This is a genomic window from Halomonas ventosae (assembly GCF_004363555.1).
Classification (GTDB): Bacteria; Pseudomonadota; Gammaproteobacteria; order Pseudomonadales; family Halomonadaceae; genus Halomonas; species Halomonas ventosae.
The window spans coordinates 17,396-34,722 of sequence record NZ_SNZJ01000001.1 but is presented as its reverse complement, the minus strand read 5'-3'; the positions used below and the strand labels follow the sequence as shown (position 1 = coordinate 34,722).

Genomic DNA, 17,327 nt, shown 5'->3' with positions numbered 1-17,327 from the left:
TTCGTGCAGCCTCACTCCGGGTGGGAGGGGCTTGGATACCATTCAAGCTATCGAGATAGAGGGCATCAGGGGGCATAATCTAGGTCCCAGGCTGTTGCGCCTCAGGCTCTGTGGATACTCACCCTGATGCCAAGGCCTGCTGGTAGCTAATCAACAAGCCTGGAGAGACACAAGGCTCTGTCCGAAAACTCGAATTTGCTAATGTCACCTATGCCTCAGCAGCATAAGTGACCCATGGCAGGACGCTACGAGATCTCCGACAACGGCTGGGCCCTCATCGAGGACATCGTGTCGCCGCCGCAGAGAACGGGGCGCCCCCGCCGCGATGACCGCCAAGTGCTGAACGGTATCTTCTGGATCCTCTGTTCGGGCGCCAAGTGGCGTGATCTTCCAGAGCGCTACGGCCACCCGCCAATGGCCGGGCTCTTCGTCAAGGTCCGTTTCGACGACTTCAGCCTCACCACCCTGGAAAGCCGCGGCCTCACCCCCGATGCCGAGAGCTACACTCGCCTGCTGGAACAGGCCTGGGCCTGGGCCCGCGCCCGCCGCCCGGTGTGCCTACTCGGCGTCGGCGTGCGCCTGGTGCCCGAGGAAGCCCGGCAGCAGCTGGCGTTGCCTCTTTAAGCGGCCAAGCATCAAACGGCCAGAGGCTTCAACCCTGCTGTGGGAGCCGTCGGTTCGACGCTTCGACTTGCACGGCGATTGCATGCCGGTCTCCGAAATTCGCGGTGCAAGCACCGCTCCTACAAGGGCAAGACGCTATCTACCTGAAGTGGGAGCCGTGCTTGCACGGCGATGCCTTGCTGCTTTCACGGCTAATCTGAGAACTACAGGAAGTGGAGAGGTCGCGCGGCATGCCACAACCCCACAGCCATGACCTTCGCAAGGGCCGCAGGTCCATTCCCGGGTACTGTTACCTGCTGACAATTGTCACCCAGGATCGGAAACCTCATTTCAGCAACGCGATCAGGGCGAGCCTGGCCTGCCGCTACCTGTATTGCGATGCGGTTCACCGGCATGTGGATACCCTGAGTTTTGTGCTGATGCCTGACCACCTGCACTGGCTGATTCAGCTCAAGGGGTCTTCGATTTCTACCGCGGTAAAGCTCTACAAGGCCAAGGTAGCCCGAGATATCGGCGAAGCCGTGTGGCAGCGCGGTTTTCATGACCATGCCCTGAGGAAGGAAGAGGACCTGAAGTCGGTTGCCCGCTATATCGTGGCCAACCCCCTTCGGGCAGGCCTGGTGGACAATATCATGGACTACCCATACTGGAATGCGGCGTGGCTGTAGGGAGGTGGATGTGGGAGCCGACCGCTCCTACAGATATTCTGAACCTGATGTAGGAGCCGTGCTTGCACGGCGATTTTCTGCCTGTCTCCGGCCTTTCGCGGTGCAAGCACCGCTCCTACAGCTTCGGAGCCCTAAACCTTTCGCGGTGAGGCCGCTTGGCCGCTTATTTAGTATCGATATACCGATGATCGTTGAAGGTCGCGACCCAGCCCGGGTGGTAGACCAGCAGGATGCTCATCAACATGCCAGTGATAAAGGCCTCGCTCGGCATCAGCAGCGGCAGGAAGCGGGCATACTCCAGCGCCTGGCGCAGCGCCTCGGCGTCACTGGCGCCCAGCGCCATCAGGCCCACGGCGGCGAGCCCTGCCGCCAGGGTGGCGAGCGCCGAGCCGAAGAAGCCGCAGACGAACAGGAAGACCATCAGGTTGTCGGGCAGGCGCCGGTCGACGATCCGCCAGACGATGCCCATCACCAGCGCCGGCACCACCCCGGTGACCAGCACGTTCACCCCCAGCAGCGGCCAGTCAATGCGCCCCAGCAGCACCATGGCGATATTGATCGCGGTGATCGAAAGCAGCGCCAGCGGCGCCTTGAAGACCAGGGTCAGCAGGGCGGTAAACATCAGGTGCAGGGTCAGCCAGTCCACCGCCTGTGCGCGCAGCTGCCAGAGCAGCATCACCATCACGGTGGCGGCGAGCCAGCGATGCTGCAGGGCATGGTCGTCGAGCAGCGCCACCCAAGGTCGGCGGCTCAACGCCAGGCCGACCACCGCCAGCGAGACCAGCCCGCAGAGCCACAGCAGCCAGGGAGCGAGCACCGGCTCGGCAATGGTCATGGAATCACTCCGTCAGGCAAGGACAAGCGGCAGGCAGCTGTGGTGGGACGGTAGTCGGGTAACATCGAATGATCCCGGTTTGCGGCTAAGACTGGGGGCGACAGTGTACCAAAACAGGGGCTTCGGGCACGCCCGGGCCTGCGTCGCAGATGTGACGAGAGTCGTCAATGGAGGCCATCCTGGTGGCGGCAAGAGGTAGCGGAGTGTACATCGTAGTACGGCTGGCCGTATAATCAGGGCTACAATGCAGCGGGAGAAAACGGTGAAAAGCAGCGAACTCATCAAAGAGCTGGAAGCTGCTGGCTGGGTGCTGGATCGAATACGAGGCAGCCACCACGTTTTCAAACACCCCAAGAGGCCCGGTGCCCTTCCTGTCCCACACCCGAAGAAAGACTTGCCGAAAGGCACAGTCCACCAGATTCGCAAACAGGCGGGGCTTTCCTGACACTGCGGAGGCACACGATGCAATATCCCATCGCTATCGAGTGGGGAGACGAGAACACCGCTACAGGCATCGTTTTCCCCGACATTCCCGGCGCCATCAGTGCCGGGGATACCCCGGAGGAGGCCTACGATAATGCCGTCGAGGCCGCGCATATTGTGCTTCAAGAGATGGTGGCTCGCGGCGAGCCCGTCCCCAAACCGGGCAGGATCGACGAACACCGCCGGAATCCGGACTTCGAGGGCTGGGGCTGGGGGATGATCGATATCGACCTGACCCCGTACCTGGGAAAAGCCGAGAAGGTCACCGTCACCTTGCCAGGCACGGTGCTCCGGCAGATTGACGAGTACGTGACGCTGCACGGCGTAAAAAGCCGGTCAACGTTTCTGAGCAACGCCGCTCTGGAGAAGCTGCGTCACTTATAGCGAACGAGCGCCCTACCTATAGAGAGATCGCCTGCGCTGACCTGGACACGGTCGATCGCAACGTCACGAGATCACCTCACGCAAAGACCACGGTCTTGTTGCCGTGGATCAGTACGCGATCCTCCAGGTGCCAGCGCAGGCCGCGGGCCAGCACCGCCTTCTCGACGTCGCGGCCGAAGCGCACCAGGTCGCTGGGCGTGTGGCAGTGGCTGACCCGGTGGATGTCCTGCTCGATGATCGGCCCGGCATCGAGCTCCTCGGTGACGTAGTGGCAGGTGGCACCGATCAGCTTCACGCCGCGCTGGTGCGCCTGGTGGTAGGGCCTGGCGCCGGCAAACGACGGCAGGAAGCTGTGGTGGATATTGATCATCCGCCCCTGGAAGCGCTCGCAGAGTTCGGGCGGCATGATCTGCATGTAGCGCGCCAGCACCACGCAGTCGGCGTGGGCCTCGTCCACCAGCCGCTGCACCTCGGCGAAGGCGGCCTGCTTGTCGTCGGCCTTGACCGGGACATGGTGGTAGGTGATGCCGTGCCACTCCACCAGGCCACGCATGTCCTCGTGGTTGGAGATCACGCAGGCGATATCGCAGTCGAGCTCCCCCGCCGTCCAGCGATAGAGCAGGTCCACCAGGCAGTGGGTCTCCCGTGACACCATCAGCACCACCCGCCGGCGCTGGCGGGTGTCGGTGAGCGCCCAGGTCATCTCGAACTCGGAGGCAACGGGCGCAAAGGCCTCACGGAGCGCCTCCGGCGGCATGCCCACCGAGTCCGCCAGGATCTCGTAGCGCATGAAGAAGCGCCCCCCCTCCAGGTCGGAGTGCTGGCTCGCCTCGGTGATCGAGCCGCCGTGCCCGGCGATGAAGTTGGAGACCCTGGCGACGATGCCCAGGCGGTCGGGACAGGAAACCACCAGGCGGTAGTAGTGTGACATCGGATGATCCCGGGTTGCGGCTATGGCTGGGGGCGACAGTGTAGCCAAAACAGGGGCTTCGGGCACGCCCGTGACGGCATCGAGAACCCATCTGATCCCCTTCCAAGGCCCCTGCCCGGCCTGCCGCCTCCAGCCGTGGCACCAGCCAGCCCACCATGGGCTGACCATCGACAGATCAGCCGACAAGACCTATAGTAACAATAGGTATTACCTTTTGCTACGGAGGTCGGCATGGCAAAACCAACATCCATCAAACTCGACGACGATCTGAAAAAGCGGGTGCAGCGTCTGGCCGACGCCCGTCAGCGCTCGGCACACTGGCTCATGCGTAAGGCCATCGAGGAGTATGTTGAGCAAGAGGAAAGAAGAGAGGCGTTCAGGCAGGACACGCTCAACGCTTGGGAGGATTACCAAGCGAGTGGATTGCATGCGACCGCTGACGAAGTGGAGCAGTGGCTGGTCAGTTGGGGAAAGGATGATGAGGTGTCCGCACCAACATGCCACAAGTGATCTTTTCCCCGTCAGCAGTCCGGGATCTGGAGCGACTGCGTGAGTTCCTGCGGCCGAAGAATCCAGCAGCAGCCGAGAGAGCCGCCAAGGCGCTCATCCAGGGCCTCGAGGAGCTTGGCAAATTCCCACATATCGGCCGCCCGATTGATGATCTACCCGAGGAATACCGGGATTGGCTGATTGATTTTGGTGATAGCGGTTACATCGCCCGGTACCGTCTCGATGGGGACACTGTGGTGGTACTGACCATCCGTCACCAGAGAGAAGCCGGCTTCTAACGGGCACCAATCCATAGTGAGCCTACTCACCGCCACGATCTCGCGTGGTTCCCAAGCGGTCTTCAGGAAGCAGGAAGCGCCTTAGCGAGGTCCACCTCAAGGGCCACCATCAGGCGCTCGGCCTCGGCATCAAGGTGATCGAGGCGGGCCGCCTGCTCAGCGCCAAGCGTTGATGTAAAAGCAACGCTCAGGGGGTTGGTCAGTCAACGCCACAACGCCTAGCCTGCTCATATAGCGGCCTACAGGCCGGCCGTTCCGCCAACAACAACGCCCGGAGTTAAAGCATGAATCCCACTCGATCGTTTGCCGTGTCCTCCCTCACCGCTGCCGTCCTGGCCGCGGGTGTGCTGGCCAGCCAGGCGCATGCCGCCACGACCGTGGACCTGAGCTACAACGGCGCCCCGGATCCCGACAAGAACGCCGTGCATGTCTTCGCCACCAACCTCAAGGAGCTGGTCGAGGAAAAGACCGACGGCGACATCGAGCTCAAGCTCTACCCCAACAGCATGCTGGGGGAGGAACAGGAGCGCATGGAGCAGACGATGAACAGTCCCAGCCTGAACATCGCCTCCTTCGCGGGCATGTCTCCCCTGGTGCCGGAAGTGTTCGTGAGCGCCATTCCCTTCCTCTTCGATGACTTCGAGTCGGCACGCACCTTCTTCGACGAAGGCCAGTACTGGCAGGCCGTCGTGGACGCCCTGCGCGAGCGCACCGGCGTGGAGCTGCTGGCCGTGGTCGAGGAAGGCGGCTTTCTGGCCTTCACCAACGACGAGAAACCCATCTCCTCGCCCAGCGACTTCGAGGGGCTGCGCTTTCGCGCCATGGACCCCAGCCAGGTCGCGCTCTATGAGGCCTTCGGGGCCTCCGGCACGCCGATCCCCTGGACCGAGGTCTACATGGCGCTGAAGACCGGCGTCGCCGATGGTCAGATGAACCCGCCGATGTACATCATCATGGGCAGCCTCTATGAGGTTCAGGACTACCTGACGCTGGCCAACATCCAGTACTCCGACCAGTTCCTGGTCGGCAACGGTGCCATGATCGACGGCTGGGACGAGGCGACGCGCGAGGCCTTCATAGAGGCCGTGGAGGAGGCCAACCAGATGGCCCGCGAGCACAACGAGACCCGTGTCGACGAGCGTATCGCCTACCTCGAGGAACAGGGCATGGAGGTGATCCGGCCCTCCGAGGAGGAGCTGGCCGCCTTCCGCGAGCAGGGCCAGCCGGCCTATCTGGACTGGCTCAGCGAGCAGGACATTGACCCGTCCTTCATCGACATGGCACTCGAGGATGCCGGAATGACCCATCTGGCCGATTAAGCCATACCATCCCTCAGACGTCCTGCAGTTCGGGCAGGGGGCTACCCTCCCCTGCCCCATGACAGATGGCATCCCTCCATGACGTTATCGAACTCTCGCGTACTGGCCATCAGCCGGTCCGTGTCACTGACTGTTGCCAGCAGCCTTCTGCTTATCGACCTGGCGGTGATCCTCTTCGGCGTGTTCATGCGCTACCTGGCCGGCGGGGCACCCATCTGGACAGACGAGCTGGCCCGCTTTCTGATCATCGGCAGCGTGCTGCTCGGGGCCGGTGCCGTCTGGGTGGAGGGTGGCCACATGCGCGTCGCGCTGATCGAGCGTCTGCTTCCAGCCCCGCTCTGCCGCCTGCTCAACCTCTACCAGTGGCTCCTCACGCTTGGCATTGCCGTCGTCGCCGCCATCATCAGTTATCGCTACGCGATGTCCGTATCGATGTTCACCAGCCAGGGGCTGGGCATCAGCAGGACCATTCCCATGCTCTCGGTGCCGATCGGTTTCGCGCTGCTGGCCTGGCATGCCCTGTGGCATGGTCCGGCGCCCCTCAAGACGCTCACGGAGGACCCCGCATGACCTTGACCATGCTGGCTGTCTTCCTGGTGCACGTCCTGCTGGGCTTGCCGCTGTTTATCTCGCTGCTTGCCACGGCGGTGGTGGGTTTTCTGTTCGTCGATCCCGCGATGATCCCGCGCATGATGCCCCAGCAGTTCTTCGGCGGCATCAATGCCTTCTCGCTGATGGCCATTCCGCTGTTCATCCTGGCCGGCAATCTGATGAACGTGACGCGGCTGACGGACCGTCTCATGGCCTTCGCCAAGCTGCTGGTCGGCCACCTGCGCGGCGGCATGGGCCATGTCAATGTGGTCTCCAGCATCTTCTTCGCCGGCGTGAATGGCTCCGCGGTGGCCGACACCTCGGCGCTGGGGTCGCTGATCGTACCGCCCATGCGCAAGGAAGGCTACTCCACCGCCTTCGCCGCGGGCCTGACGGCCGGCAGCTCGCTGATCGGGCCGATCATCCCGCCCAGCATCTTCATGATCCTCTACGCCTCGCTGACCAATACCTCGGTCGGTGACCTGTTTCTTGCCGGTGTGATCCCGGGCTTGCTGCTGGGCCTGGCGTTCATGACCATGAACGCCTGGTATGCCTGGCACAAGGGACTGGAAAAGCGTGGCGGACTCCCCTCACGCCAGGAGCTGGTGGTCACGGCGCTGGGCGCCCTGCCCGCGCTGGTGGCACCGTTCATCATCGTCTCGGGGATCGTCATGGGCTTCGTCACGCCCACCGAATCCGGGGCCCTGACGGCGCTCTACGTGGCGCTGTGCGGCCTGGCGCAGGGCAATCTGCGCCTCGCCGACTTCTGGAAGGCCATGGTCGACACCACGCGCCTGACGTCGGCGATCTTTTTGATCATGGCCGCCTCGGCCACCATCAGCTGGCTGCTCTCCTATGCCCAGGTACCCAACGAGTTTGTGGCGCTGCTGGCGCCCTACATCGAGCAGCCGGTGGTGATCCTGCTGCTGCTGAGCCTGATCACCTTCGTTACCGGCATGTTCATGGAGGAGGTCTCGGCCCTGATGCTGCTGACGCCGATCTTCTCGCCCGTGGCCATGATGGCGGGCATCGACCCGGTACACCTGGGCATCATCATCACCTTGAACATCACCATTGCCCTGATTACCCCGCCGATGGGCGCCTGTGTGTTCGTCGCGGCCGCGGTAAGTCGGCTGGAGATCACCTCGCTGTTTCGTACCATCTGGCCGTTCGTAGTGACGGCGATCCTGGTACTGATCCTGCTGATCCTCTTCCCTTCCCTGACCCTCTGGCTACCAACCCAGCTTGGTTGACCTCATGGAGACCCTCGTGAACCGCTCCCTGTCATCGCCCATCGACCGCCATCCCGACCCCGACTGGTCGGTGGTGAGCCGCATCCCCATCACGGGAAGTGATGAGCCATTGGTTCCCTTGAGCCTGGCACCGTCACCGATCAAGATCTTCCCGGTCTATGCCAAGCAGGACATTCCCGGGGCGGTCAACGAATGCTATGTCCGTGAAGGGGTCTACCGGCGGCTGCTGAAGGTGGCACGCTCCCTGCCCGCCGAGTACGGGCTGGTGGTCCTGGACGGCTGGCGGCCCTGGCGCGTGCAGCAGTACCTCTTCGATACGCTGCAGGAGGCTATCCGCTCTCACCATCCCGAACTCAGCGACGAGACACTGCTGGAGCGAACGCGGGAATTCGTTTCCGTGCCCAGTCGCGAGGCGAGTTCGCCGAGCCCTCATCTTACCGGCGGTGCCGTGGATGTGACCCTGAGCGATGCCGACGGGCTGCCGCTGGACATGGGCACTTTGTTCGACGAGGCCGTGCCGGCCTCCCATACCGTCGCGCTGGAAGAGATTGTCCACCCGAACGCCCGACAGCGACAGGCCCGCGACAACCGCCGACGCCTCCATGGCGCCATGCGCGAACAGGGCTTTACCAACTTGCCGAGCGAGTGGTGGCACTACGATGCCGGCGACCAGCTGTGGGCCCATTACAGCGGCCATGACCAGGCTCTCTATGGGCCGGCGGAACTGGAGACCATTGAAAGTCGCTGGCGGCGGCAGCTGTGAACCAAGGGGCTGCTGCGCCGCTGGCCTGACGAGAGTAGCGATCGCGAAAACGCGTCCTGATGCCCGACGGGGGTAGATATCAATACGATCCACGTCGCGTGGGCAACCAGCCGTTCAGTGACCGCATGCTTGGCACCTACCCAGTTGCCGCCACCAGCGTTCGCGCAATCGATAGCAGACGTTCGTCCTGCCAGCGGTCGGCGATCAATTGCACCCCCACCGGTAGCCCTTCTTGCCCCGTGTTCAGCGGCAGGTTGAGACACGGCACGCCGAGCAGCGTCCAGGCCCGGCAGTAGATCGGGTCGCCGGTGGCATCCAGCCCTTGCGGGGCAATCCCCGGGGCGCTTGCCGCCAGGATCACGTCGACCTCCTCGGCCAATACCCGCGACAGCGCCTGTCGGCACGCTTCGGCCGCCAGCAGGGAGGCCCGATACTCGGCATAGGAGGTCGCCAGACCCTGCTCGATCAGCTCGACCAGCCTGGTCCCCATCTCCTCGCCATGCTGCTGGAATTCACTGGCCAGCGTCTGCGCGGCCTCGTAGGCCAGCACCACCTGGTGATGCCTGACGAGATCGTCATAGCGGGTATCCAGCGGCAAGGCAGACACCCGGGCGCCGGCCTGCTCCAGGCGACTGGCGGTGCTGGACAGGGCCTGCGCGACATCGGGATCGAGCGCCCTGTCGCCCGGCAGGCTACGCAGCCCGACACGGATGCCGCCGAGATCGGGCAGCGCCTCGATAGGGTCAGCGCGGGTCAGGGCCGTGAAGGTCGTGCAGATGTCCTCGATGTGGCGGGCAAACCAGCCCAGGGTATCCATCGAGGGCGCAAAGGCCTTGATCCCCGAGAAGGACACCGTATTGACGGTGGGCTTGAAGCCGAAGACGCCGCAGTAGCTCGCCGGACGGATGATGCTGCCGGCCGTCTGGGTGCCCAGGGCAAGCGGTACCATGCCGGCCGCCACGGCGGCGGCCGAACCACTGGATGAGCCGCCCGGGGTCCGTGAGAGATCATGCGGGTTACGTGTCTTGCCGGGCGTGAAGTAGGCAAACTCGGTGGACACGGTCTTGCCGAGCGGCATGGCCCCCTGACGCTTGAGCAGGGTGACCACGGCGGCATCCACGACAGCGCCCGGCGAGACGAGATAGCCACCGGTCCCCCAGGTGGTGGGCATCTCGGCGGTGTCGATGATGTCCTTGATGCCCACCGGCACCCCGCGCAACAGCTGCCCGGCACCCGGCAGGATCGTGCTCGACGTCGCTGGCATGAGGCACTCCCAGGCCTGGACATCCGCTTCACGCGCCTCGATCCGCGCCTGGCAGGCATGCCACCAGGCAAGCTCCTCGCATTCGCCTCGGGCCACCCGGGCCCGGAAGGTGTCTATGGTGTCGTCGACACTGTCCGTCATGCCTGCTCTCCTCTCTGCGCTATTCTGCGCTATAGGTCACCGGCTGCCGTGACCGAGTCACTCTGCTATCACGCGGCCGGCGGGGCGCCGAGGATGGCCAGGCCGTTACCCAGCTCGGCCTCGATGGCCTGACCGATGGCCAGCAGCCGGGCGTCCTGCCAGGGCCCGGCCAGCACCTGCAATCCCACCGGCATGCCCGCCTCATCCTTGCCCACCGGCAATGTCAGCCCGCACAGACCCATGAAGTTTCCCACCACAGTATTGCGCAGGGCCTGCATGTTGGCCCTGGCATAGGCCCCGTCCGGCTCGAGGCTCTCCAGGGTCGGCGGCGTCAGGGTCACGGTCGGGGTCAACAGGGCATCGACACGAGTCAGGCACTCGGCGGCGCTTGCCGACAGCGACTTGAGCACGTCACAACGACGCACATATTCCCAGCCGGGGATGTCGTCGGCTGCCTTGACCCGGGCCGCCACATTGGGATCCAGGCCGTCGATGGCCTCGGGCAACTGGGTCTTCAGGAAGGCGGCCAACTCGACCGCCGCCAATCCGCCCTGCCGAAACAGGGTGAAGAGCTCATCGGTGCGGGGCAGATCGAGACGCACGATGCGCGCCCCCGCGGCTTCGAGCTGACGGATGGCGGCCTCAACGGACTCGGCGATGCCCGGGCTGCACTCCTCCCAGAAATAGGCCTCCGGAACCCCGAAGGTCAGGTCGGCAAGAGATGGGCGCGACGGTACGCGGCGGGATCGCGACGTCAGGGCACCGTCCAGCGCATCGAAGGCAAAGGCCAGATCGTCGACACTGCGGGCCAGCAAGCCCGGCGTGTCCAGCGTGGCTGACAATGGCACGATCTGTGACGTGGACCAGCGCCCGACCGTTGTCTTGAGACCTGCCACGCCGGTCATCGCGGCAGGCACACGTACCGAGCCTGCCGTGTCCGTTCCCAGCGCCAGACTGGCCGTGCCGTTGACCAGTGACACCCCGGCACCGGCACTCGACCCACCGGGCGTCCGATGATGGACCTGATCCCAGGGATTGCGGGGCGCCCCCCAGTGCGCATTGGTGCCCAGGCCGCCGAAGGCGAACTCCACGGTATGGGTCTTGCCCATCACGCTGGGTAACTGCCGCAGCAACGCCGAAACCATGGGACCGGGCGCCTCCCAGTGCCGCGGCAACCGCCGAGCGGATCCGGCATAGGTCGGCAATCCCGGTACCGCATAGATATCCTTGATCGACACCGGCACGCCCATCAGCGGCCCCGTATCACCGCCGTTGGCCAGCACGCGATCGGTGGCCCTGGCCGTCTCCAGGGCGACCTCGCCGTTCCAGGTCAGGTAGGCATGATCCCGCTGGCCGCGGGTTCGGTTGGCCTCCACAGAGGCCTCGGCCAGGGCGGTGGCAGTGAGCTTGCCACTGCGAAGCCCGGCGTGCTGTTCGCTCAGCGGGCGCATCAAGGGTGAATCCGTCATGGCGTGACTCCTGGTATCAGTCGCGAATCTCGAAGATCGCTTCGACTTCGACGGCGGCGTTTCCGGGCAGCGTGGCGACACCGATCGCCGTGCGGGCATGGCGTCCGTTATCTCCGAACAAGGCAATGAAGAGCTCCGATGCCCCATTGATCACCAGCGGCACGTCGTGGAAGCCGGGCGCCACGTTCACGAACCCGTTCATGCGCACACAGCGCACGACACGACTCATGTCGCCAGCCACGGCATCGCTGAGCGAGGCGAGAAGATTGAGCGCACAGGCCTGGGCGGCCAGCTTGCCCGTCGCCAGATCGAATTCGGCGCCCACCTGACCCGGATAGAGGACCTCGCCATCTCGCTCACAGATCTGTCCGGCCAGGAACAGCTGGCTGCCAAGCCGTGACCAGGGCAGGAAGGCGCCGCGGGGAGAGGGGATAGCGGGGAGGGTGAGCCCCCGAGCGGCGACGGCCGCGTCAATGGTCTGGGTCATGGGCGTTATTCCTTGTCATGAGAAGTGTCTCGGCAACATGCGCAAGGGCACGCACCGCGATGTCGGCATCCTGCCGCTCGATATGCTCGTCGGGATGATGACTGATACCCGCTCGACAGGGCGTGAAGAGCATGGCCGTCGGACAGACATGGGCCAGATGAATGGCATCATGGAAGGCACCCGACACCAGTTCCGGCGCCTCTGCACAGACACTGCCGGCACTCTCGCGGAGAACGGCCAGCAGAGGCTCGTGAAATGCCACCGGCGCCACCCGCGAGGTCACCTCGAGGGTGACATCACAGCCACTCCACTGCTCCTCGGCCAGGGCATGGAAGTGACGGTCAAGTGCCTCCAGCAGCTGTGCGTCGGGATGGCGCAGATCGATGGTGAAGGTGGCCCGTTGGGCAATGGTGTTGACGGCATCGGGCCACACAGAGAACTTGCCGATGGTGAAGCGAAGATCATCGTCCTGGTCACGTGTCGCCGCCTTCAGCGCCGTCACCAGCTCATGGGCACCATCGAAGGCATCCCGTCGCGCCTGCCGCGGCGTGGTGCCGGCATGGTTGGCCACCCCTTCTACCTGGATGCGATACCAGTTGACCCCCTGGATGCCGCTGACGACCCCCACCGGCTTGCCCAGCTGTTCCAGCACCGGCCCTTGCTCGATGTGAAGCTCGAGAAAGGCGTGCGGTACAAAGGGGGCCGGACGGTACTCGAGGCCCTCGTCCTTGAGCAGGGTCAGGCACTCCTTGAGGGCATCGCCGAAGCGCAGGCCGTCGCCGTCCAGGGCGTCCACGATCTCGTCATAGTCCCGCTGCCCGGCGAACCAGGAGGACCCCGAGGCACCCGGTGCAAAGCGCGCGCCCTCCTCGTTCGTCCAGGCGACGATCTCGAGCGGGCGAGAGTGCTCGATGCCCTGCTCCTGCAAGGTCCGAAGCACGGCCAGGCCAGCCAGAACGCCCAGGGCCCCATCATGCGCACCGGCCTCGGGCTGACTGTCCATGTGGCTACCGATCAGCAGCGGCGCCAGGGAGGCCTCCTGCCCCTCACGACGCAGGAAGAGATTGCCCAGGGCATCGTAATAGACCTGGCAACCCAGCGCCCTGCCCTGCTCGGCGAGCCACAGGCGAGCCTGATTGTCCTGGGCGTCGAGGGCCAGCCGTCGAATTCCCTTGGGCTCGAGGGCGCCGATGGCCGCCAGCGCCTGGACATCGTCCCAGAGGCGTTGCCCGTCCAGCGCTTCATGTAGATGCGCTATCTGTGTCATGACGCCTCCTCAGCGGTAGATCAAATCAGGCAGAGCGGTGCTGAACCAGGGGACGTAGGTAATGATCACCAGGGACAGCAGCATCAGGCCGATCAAGGGCAGACAGGCCTTGAACACCTCGGGCAATGTCATCCTGGAGATGGCCATGGCCACGAAGAGGTTGAGGCCCACCGGTGGGGTGATCATGCCGACCGAGAAGTTGATCAGCGTGATCACGCCAAAATGGGTCGGGTCCACTCCGACCTGGGCGGCAATGGGCTGCAGCAACGGCGCCAGCACGATGATGGCCGAGGCACTGTCGAGGAAGAAGCCGGCGACGATCATGACCACATTGAACAGTGCCATGACCTGGATGGGGTCCTCGGTCCAGGAGAGCACCTCCCCCGCCAGTTGTGTCGGTGCCCCGGTGATGGCCAGCAACCAGGAGAAGGCCGATGCACCTGCGGTGATCAGCAACAAGGTCGCCGACATCAGCCCCGCACTGTTCAGCGTCGACAGCAGGTTCTTCAGGTTGATCTTCCGATAGACCACCATCCCCACGAACAGGCCGTACATGCAGGCCACGGCGGCGGACTCGGTGGGGGTGAACACCCCGCTGTAGATCCCGCCGAGCAGGATGACCGGCAGGCCCAGGCCCCAGGCCGCTGCCTTGAAGGCCGAGCCGATCTCGCGCAGCGAGGGGAAGGCAGTGCGGCCATAGCCCTTGAAGGACGCATAGACGATGCAATAGGCAATGAGGATCGAAGCAATCAAAAGAGCGGGCAACAGGCCGGCGGCGAAAAGACGCCCCACCGAGGTGCCGGTGACCGACCCGTAGATGATCAGCGCGATACTGGGTGGGACGATGGGCCCAAGGGTGCCGGCCGTGGCAATCACCCCGATGGCGAAACGCTTGTCATAACCGGCCGCCACCAGGGCGGGAAACATGATACTGCCGATGGCCACTACCGTGGCCGGGCTCGACCCCGAAATGGAGCCGAAGAAGAGGCAGGAGAGCACCGTCGCCGCTGCCAGCCCACCGGGCACCCAGCCGACGAGCGCCTTGGCGAGATCGATGAGGCGATCCGACAGCCCGCCGATGCGCATCAGTTCGGCGGCAAGGATGAAGAAAGGGATCGCCATCAGCGAGAAGTTGTTCATGCCTGAGAACATGCGCATCGGCACGATGATCGGGTCGGTACTGCCAAAGAACTGGATGGCCAGCATCACGGAAAAGGCCAGCGCCGCAAAGATCGGCAACCCCAGAAGCAGCACCGCGAAGAAGATGGGCAACAAGGCCGTAATCATGGGGAATCCTCGTGGTTGTCACGTAGCGTGGCGTGAGCCCATCACACCAGGTTTTCTTTCTCGGCAGCGAGCTCTTCCGCCATGCTGACGGGGGGCTTGCGCCAGACCTCACGGATCAACCAGCAATAGCGAATGATCAGCAATACCCCAGACAGACCGATCGGCAGGTATACCCAGGCCATGGGCATGCGCATTGCCGGGGACAGCATGCCCCGCTCGAGTGTCAGGGAGAAAAGCTGAAAGCCGAGGTAGGCCAGCATCATGGCAAAGACGATGCCGAGCACCGCGGTGAGGATGTGCAACCAGCGATTGACGGCCGGTGGCGCGAAGGCATTCAGCACGTCCACCGAGATGTGGGCCCCGTGTCGAACGCCCATGCTGGCTCCGACGAAGCTCATGCAGACAATGGAATAGATCACGACTTCTTCCGCCCAGGAAAGCGAGCTGTTGAAGCCGTAGCGATAGACGACCTGGAAGGTGGTGATGATGGTCGCAATCGACATGAAAGCGACCATCGCCACCTTTTCCAAGCGATCAATGAGCTTATTGAGCGCTTCGAGCATGGCTCAGTACTCGATGCCGACTTCGTCGTAGACCTTGTGCAGGAGCTCAGGAGTCACGATGTCCTTGTACTCCTCATGCACCGGCATGCTGGCCTCGATGAATGCCGCCCTGGCCTCGTCGGTGATCTCGTTGATCGCGATTTCGCCTTCGATCTCCTCGAGAATGCGTCCCTCGTCCTGCAGCGTCAGCTCGCGTGAGGCGTCGCGACCATTGTCAAACGCCTCGACCATGACCTGTTGCAGATCCTCCGGCAGAGAGTCCCAGGCATTCTGGTTCATGACGGCGGCGTAGGCATGGTAGGCATGGTTGGTCAGGGACAGATAGTCCTGAACCTCGTAGAAACGCATGGTGTAGATGTTGGCCAGCGGGTTCTCCTGACCCTCGACAACCCCCTGCTGCAGACCGTTGTACACCTCGGTGAAGGCCATCGCCGTGGCATTGGCGCCGAGGTTTTCATAGGTCGAGATGATGATCGGCGCCTGCATGGTCCGCATGCGAACCTCGGCAAGGTCTTCCGGGGTCTCGATCGGGCGGACATTGTTGGTGATGTGCCGGAAGCCAGCTCCCCAGAAATTCACGCCATACATGTTGTCGTCACTGAGGGTGTCGAGGATCTCTCGCCCCACGTCACCATCGAGCACCTCGACCATGGTGTCGTAGTCAGGCAGCAGGAACGGCAGATCGAGGATCTGCATGCGCGGCTCGAAGTTCCCCAGGGTGGCGGTCGGCGGAATACCGATATCGACCAGCCCCATCTGGATCTGCTCGATGATCTCGACATCACCCCCCACCTGGGCGGCGGGGAGCACCTCGATACTGATGCGCCCATTCGACTTTTCCTCGACCTCCTCCTTGAAGCGCAGTGCCGCCTGACCGTTCGGGGTTTCCTCGATCAGTACGTGGGCAAAGGTGAAGTTGAAGTCTGCCGCCTGGGCCTGGCTGATGCCGAACGATACTGCCGCGATCGCAGCCGCCAGTGATACCTTGGTCAACTTGTTATTCATTGTATGCACCTATCTGTGGTGGTGGGGCCAAGCGCTGGCTTGGCGTCAAGTACCTGTCGAATCGGAACCCCCGACTCAACAGAATCAGGACATCGTTTGTTCGAAGCGAGCCGCCACGCCCTCCGGGCCAACGGAGGAAAGCAGGACAGCCAGGGTCAGACGCGCCTTGCGCGCACTCAAGTCGCGTACGGGGATGGCGCCGTGGGCCTGGAGACTGGCCAGACTCCCGGGGAACTCGTAGCGAGTGTTGACCGGTCCTTCATGGCAGCCGGACACCACGGCAATCGGAATTCCCCCCCGCGTTACCTCACCGATGGACTCCAGCCATGTCGGCGGGACATGCCCGCGGCCGAGGCCCTCAATCACCAGCGCCTGCGCGCCGCTGGCCACCGCGGCCTCGATGAGTTGCGGGCTGGCATCCAGGTAGCTTGCGAGAATGTCGATCCGCGGCAGGCGATCGCCAAGGGGTAGCGGCGCTGACCGCTGCGGAAGTTGTGCGAGATGCATCCGCTGGCCATCCACGTATCCCAGTGCCCCTGCATCCGGGGCACCGAAGCCGTTCACCCGATAAGTGTTGAGTTTACGGACGCTTCGTGCGGCAAAAATCGACTCATTGAAGACGACTGTCACGCCGATGCCTCTTGCTCGGGGGTCAGCGGCAACGGTTATGGCATTGGCAAGGTTGCGAAAGGCGTCAGTGCCCTCCTCGTGCGGGGCACGTTGCGAGCCGGTCATGACCAGGGCGCAGGCGTCGAGCGAGAGCGTGATGTCGAGGAAATGGGCGGTCTCTTCCAGCGTATCGGTGCCATGCGTGATGACGATGCCGATCACATCCGGCTCCTGCTCCAGGGCCTGGCACTGGCGACTGAGCGTGACCAGGTCATCCAGGCTGATGGCATTGCTGGGCTTTTGCAGTATCGAGCGGACCTCGACCTCGAGGTCGGGCGTCTGCGGCACGGCCACACGTTCCAGCAGCGACTCGCCTGACATGGCCCCGGACACGTTGCGTCCGTTCCCGCCGGGTGTGCTGGCAATCGTGCCACCTGTCGTGAGCACAATGACGCGCTGTCTGGTCATGGCATAGCACCGAATCTGGTTGTCTCGTGCCCTGATGGGCCTCTCAGGCAGGTCTTCTTGACGACATTCTCGTTCCTGAACCTGCCAACTGATGAGACATCTGATGTCTGACGTCTTGGGTCATGCTA

At 63.7% G+C, this 17,327-nt stretch carries 20 protein-coding genes and 1 pseudogene; 11 read left to right on the top strand and 10 right to left on the bottom strand.

What is annotated here, in order from left to right:
* Nucleotides 1–234: 234 nt before the first annotated feature.
* A pseudogene (locus DFP85_RS19015) lies at nt 235–405 on the top strand (transposase); the annotation flags it as partial.
* 449 nt (nt 406–854) lie between these two features.
* A complete protein-coding gene (locus tag DFP85_RS00170; protein WP_133633769.1) occupies nt 855–1,292 on the top strand; it encodes an REP-associated tyrosine transposase in 438 nt (145 codons plus the stop codon).
* A 163-nt stretch (nt 1,293–1,455) separates the two neighbouring features.
* Here DFP85_RS00170 and DFP85_RS00165 read toward each other — a convergent pair whose 3' ends face one another.
* Nucleotides 1,456–2,127, bottom strand: a complete 672-nt coding sequence (locus DFP85_RS00165) for an energy-coupling factor ABC transporter permease (RefSeq protein WP_133633767.1) — start codon at nt 2,125–2,127, stop codon at nt 1,456–1,458.
* Between the two features lie 244 nt (nt 2,128–2,371).
* Between DFP85_RS00165 and DFP85_RS00160 the strand changes: the two genes are divergently transcribed.
* Nucleotides 2,372–2,572, top strand: coding sequence for a type II toxin-antitoxin system HicA family toxin (locus tag DFP85_RS00160; protein WP_243737163.1), 201 nt, complete (start codon nt 2,372–2,374; stop codon nt 2,570–2,572).
* A 17-nt stretch (nt 2,573–2,589) separates the two neighbouring features.
* Nucleotides 2,590–2,994, top strand: a complete 405-nt coding sequence (locus DFP85_RS00155) for a type II toxin-antitoxin system HicB family antitoxin (RefSeq protein ID WP_133633763.1) — start codon at nt 2,590–2,592, stop codon at nt 2,992–2,994.
* Between the two features lie 76 nt (nt 2,995–3,070).
* Here DFP85_RS00155 and purU read toward each other — a convergent pair whose 3' ends face one another.
* Nucleotides 3,071–3,925, bottom strand: coding sequence for a formyltetrahydrofolate deformylase (purU, locus tag DFP85_RS00150; protein WP_133633761.1), 855 nt, complete (start codon nt 3,923–3,925; stop codon nt 3,071–3,073).
* A gap of 231 nt (nt 3,926–4,156) precedes the next feature.
* Between purU and DFP85_RS00145 the strand changes: the two genes are divergently transcribed.
* The 7 genes from DFP85_RS00145 (at nt 4,157) to DFP85_RS00120 (ending at nt 8,639) form a co-directional block, all read left to right on the top strand.
* Nucleotides 4,157–4,435 (top strand): CopG family ribbon-helix-helix protein, encoded by a 279-nt coding sequence (locus tag DFP85_RS00145; protein WP_133633758.1) that lies wholly within the window; start codon nt 4,157–4,159, stop codon nt 4,433–4,435.
* Nucleotides 4,423–4,713, top strand: coding sequence for a type II toxin-antitoxin system RelE/ParE family toxin (locus DFP85_RS00140; RefSeq protein ID WP_133633756.1), 291 nt, complete (start codon nt 4,423–4,425; stop codon nt 4,711–4,713). Before DFP85_RS00145 ends, DFP85_RS00140 begins: the two co-directional genes overlap by 13 nt.
* A 44-nt stretch (nt 4,714–4,757) precedes the next feature.
* Nucleotides 4,758–4,886 (top strand): hypothetical protein, encoded by a 129-nt coding sequence (locus DFP85_RS19175; RefSeq protein WP_279512908.1) that lies wholly within the window; start codon nt 4,758–4,760, stop codon nt 4,884–4,886.
* A gap of 111 nt (nt 4,887–4,997) precedes the next feature.
* The gene (dctP, locus tag DFP85_RS00135) at nt 4,998–6,032 is read left to right on the top strand and encodes a TRAP transporter substrate-binding protein DctP (protein WP_133633754.1); all 1,035 of its coding nucleotides are present in this window, start codon (nt 4,998–5,000) and stop codon (nt 6,030–6,032) included.
* Between the two features lie 120 nt (nt 6,033–6,152).
* Nucleotides 6,153–6,602 (top strand): TRAP transporter small permease, encoded by a 450-nt coding sequence (locus DFP85_RS00130; protein WP_243737162.1) that lies wholly within the window; start codon nt 6,153–6,155, stop codon nt 6,600–6,602.
* Entirely contained in the window at nt 6,599–7,876 is a 1,278-nt protein-coding gene (locus DFP85_RS00125; protein ID WP_133633750.1) for a TRAP transporter large permease, read from the top strand. The genes DFP85_RS00130 and DFP85_RS00125 overlap by 4 nt, the downstream gene beginning before the upstream one ends.
* A 16-nt stretch (nt 7,877–7,892) precedes the next feature.
* Complete coding sequence (locus DFP85_RS00120; protein WP_243737161.1) at nt 7,893–8,639, top strand: M15 family metallopeptidase; 747 nt, start codon at nt 7,893–7,895, stop codon at nt 8,637–8,639.
* Between the two features lie 136 nt (nt 8,640–8,775).
* Here DFP85_RS00120 and DFP85_RS00115 read toward each other — a convergent pair whose 3' ends face one another.
* From DFP85_RS00115 to DFP85_RS00080, 8 genes are all read right to left on the bottom strand, one after another.
* Nucleotides 8,776–10,044 carry an amidase gene (locus tag DFP85_RS00115; protein ID WP_133633745.1) on the bottom strand — a complete coding sequence of 423 codons (1,269 nt, stop codon included), beginning with the start codon at nt 10,042–10,044 and terminating at the stop codon, nt 8,776–8,778.
* A gap of 68 nt (nt 10,045–10,112) precedes the next feature.
* Nucleotides 10,113–11,513: an amidase gene (locus DFP85_RS00110; protein ID WP_133633743.1), complete on the bottom strand. Its 1,401-nt coding sequence runs from the start codon at nt 11,511–11,513 to the stop codon at nt 10,113–10,115.
* Between the two features lie 16 nt (nt 11,514–11,529).
* On the bottom strand, nt 11,530–12,000 hold the full coding sequence (locus DFP85_RS00105; protein WP_133633741.1) for a RidA family protein: 471 nt from the start codon (nt 11,998–12,000) through the stop codon (nt 11,530–11,532).
* Nucleotides 11,984–13,267, bottom strand: a complete 1,284-nt coding sequence (locus DFP85_RS00100; RefSeq protein ID WP_133633739.1) for a M20 family metallo-hydrolase — start codon at nt 13,265–13,267, stop codon at nt 11,984–11,986. The genes DFP85_RS00105 and DFP85_RS00100 overlap by 17 nt, the downstream gene beginning before the upstream one ends.
* A gap of 9 nt (nt 13,268–13,276) precedes the next feature.
* The gene (locus tag DFP85_RS00095; RefSeq protein WP_133633737.1) at nt 13,277–14,554 is read right to left on the bottom strand and encodes a TRAP transporter large permease; all 1,278 of its coding nucleotides are present in this window, start codon (nt 14,552–14,554) and stop codon (nt 13,277–13,279) included.
* 41 nt (nt 14,555–14,595) lie between these two features.
* Nucleotides 14,596–15,117: a TRAP transporter small permease gene (locus DFP85_RS00090; protein ID WP_133633735.1), complete on the bottom strand. Its 522-nt coding sequence runs from the start codon at nt 15,115–15,117 to the stop codon at nt 14,596–14,598.
* Between the two features lie 3 nt (nt 15,118–15,120).
* A complete protein-coding gene (locus DFP85_RS00085; RefSeq protein WP_133633733.1) occupies nt 15,121–16,122 on the bottom strand; it encodes a TRAP transporter substrate-binding protein in 1,002 nt (333 codons plus the stop codon).
* Nucleotides 16,123–16,206: 84 nt separating this feature from the next.
* The gene (locus tag DFP85_RS00080; protein ID WP_133633731.1) at nt 16,207–17,199 is read right to left on the bottom strand and encodes an asparaginase; all 993 of its coding nucleotides are present in this window, start codon (nt 17,197–17,199) and stop codon (nt 16,207–16,209) included.
* Nucleotides 17,200–17,327: the final 128 nt, after the last annotated feature.

Excerpts from the sequence above, each read along its gene's own strand:
- DFP85_RS00155 (WP_133633763.1), top strand. The coding sequence starts at position 2,590 with ATGCAATATCCCATCGCTATCGAGTGGGGAGACGAGAACACCGCTACA.
- DFP85_RS00110 (WP_133633743.1), bottom strand. The coding sequence starts at position 11,513 with ATGACGGATTCACCCTTGATGCGCCCGCTGAGCGAACAGCACGCCGGG.
- DFP85_RS00080 (WP_133633731.1), bottom strand. The coding sequence starts at position 17,199 with ATGACCAGACAGCGCGTCATTGTGCTCACGACAGGTGGCACGATTGCC.
- DFP85_RS00160 (WP_243737163.1), top strand. The coding sequence starts at position 2,372 with ATGCAGCGGGAGAAAACGGTGAAAAGCAGCGAACTCATCAAAGAGCTG.
- DFP85_RS00140 (WP_133633756.1), top strand. The coding sequence starts at position 4,423 with ATGCCACAAGTGATCTTTTCCCCGTCAGCAGTCCGGGATCTGGAGCGA.
- DFP85_RS00125 (WP_133633750.1), top strand. The coding sequence starts at position 6,599 with ATGACCTTGACCATGCTGGCTGTCTTCCTGGTGCACGTCCTGCTGGGC.
- DFP85_RS00085 (WP_133633733.1), bottom strand. The coding sequence starts at position 16,122 with ATGAATAACAAGTTGACCAAGGTATCACTGGCGGCTGCGATCGCGGCA.
- DFP85_RS00105 (WP_133633741.1), bottom strand. The coding sequence starts at position 12,000 with ATGACCCAGACCATTGACGCGGCCGTCGCCGCTCGGGGGCTCACCCTC.
- DFP85_RS00115 (WP_133633745.1), bottom strand. The coding sequence starts at position 10,044 with ATGACGGACAGTGTCGACGACACCATAGACACCTTCCGGGCCCGGGTG.
- purU (WP_133633761.1), bottom strand. The coding sequence starts at position 3,925 with ATGTCACACTACTACCGCCTGGTGGTTTCCTGTCCCGACCGCCTGGGC.
- DFP85_RS00165 (WP_133633767.1), bottom strand. The coding sequence starts at position 2,127 with ATGACCATTGCCGAGCCGGTGCTCGCTCCCTGGCTGCTGTGGCTCTGC.
- DFP85_RS00090 (WP_133633735.1), bottom strand. The coding sequence starts at position 15,117 with ATGCTCGAAGCGCTCAATAAGCTCATTGATCGCTTGGAAAAGGTGGCG.
- DFP85_RS00170 (WP_133633769.1), top strand. The coding sequence starts at position 855 with ATGCCACAACCCCACAGCCATGACCTTCGCAAGGGCCGCAGGTCCATT.
- DFP85_RS00145 (WP_133633758.1), top strand. The coding sequence starts at position 4,157 with ATGGCAAAACCAACATCCATCAAACTCGACGACGATCTGAAAAAGCGG.
- dctP (WP_133633754.1), top strand. The coding sequence starts at position 4,998 with ATGAATCCCACTCGATCGTTTGCCGTGTCCTCCCTCACCGCTGCCGTC.
- DFP85_RS00095 (WP_133633737.1), bottom strand. The coding sequence starts at position 14,554 with ATGATTACGGCCTTGTTGCCCATCTTCTTCGCGGTGCTGCTTCTGGGG.
- DFP85_RS00100 (WP_133633739.1), bottom strand. The coding sequence starts at position 13,267 with ATGACACAGATAGCGCATCTACATGAAGCGCTGGACGGGCAACGCCTC.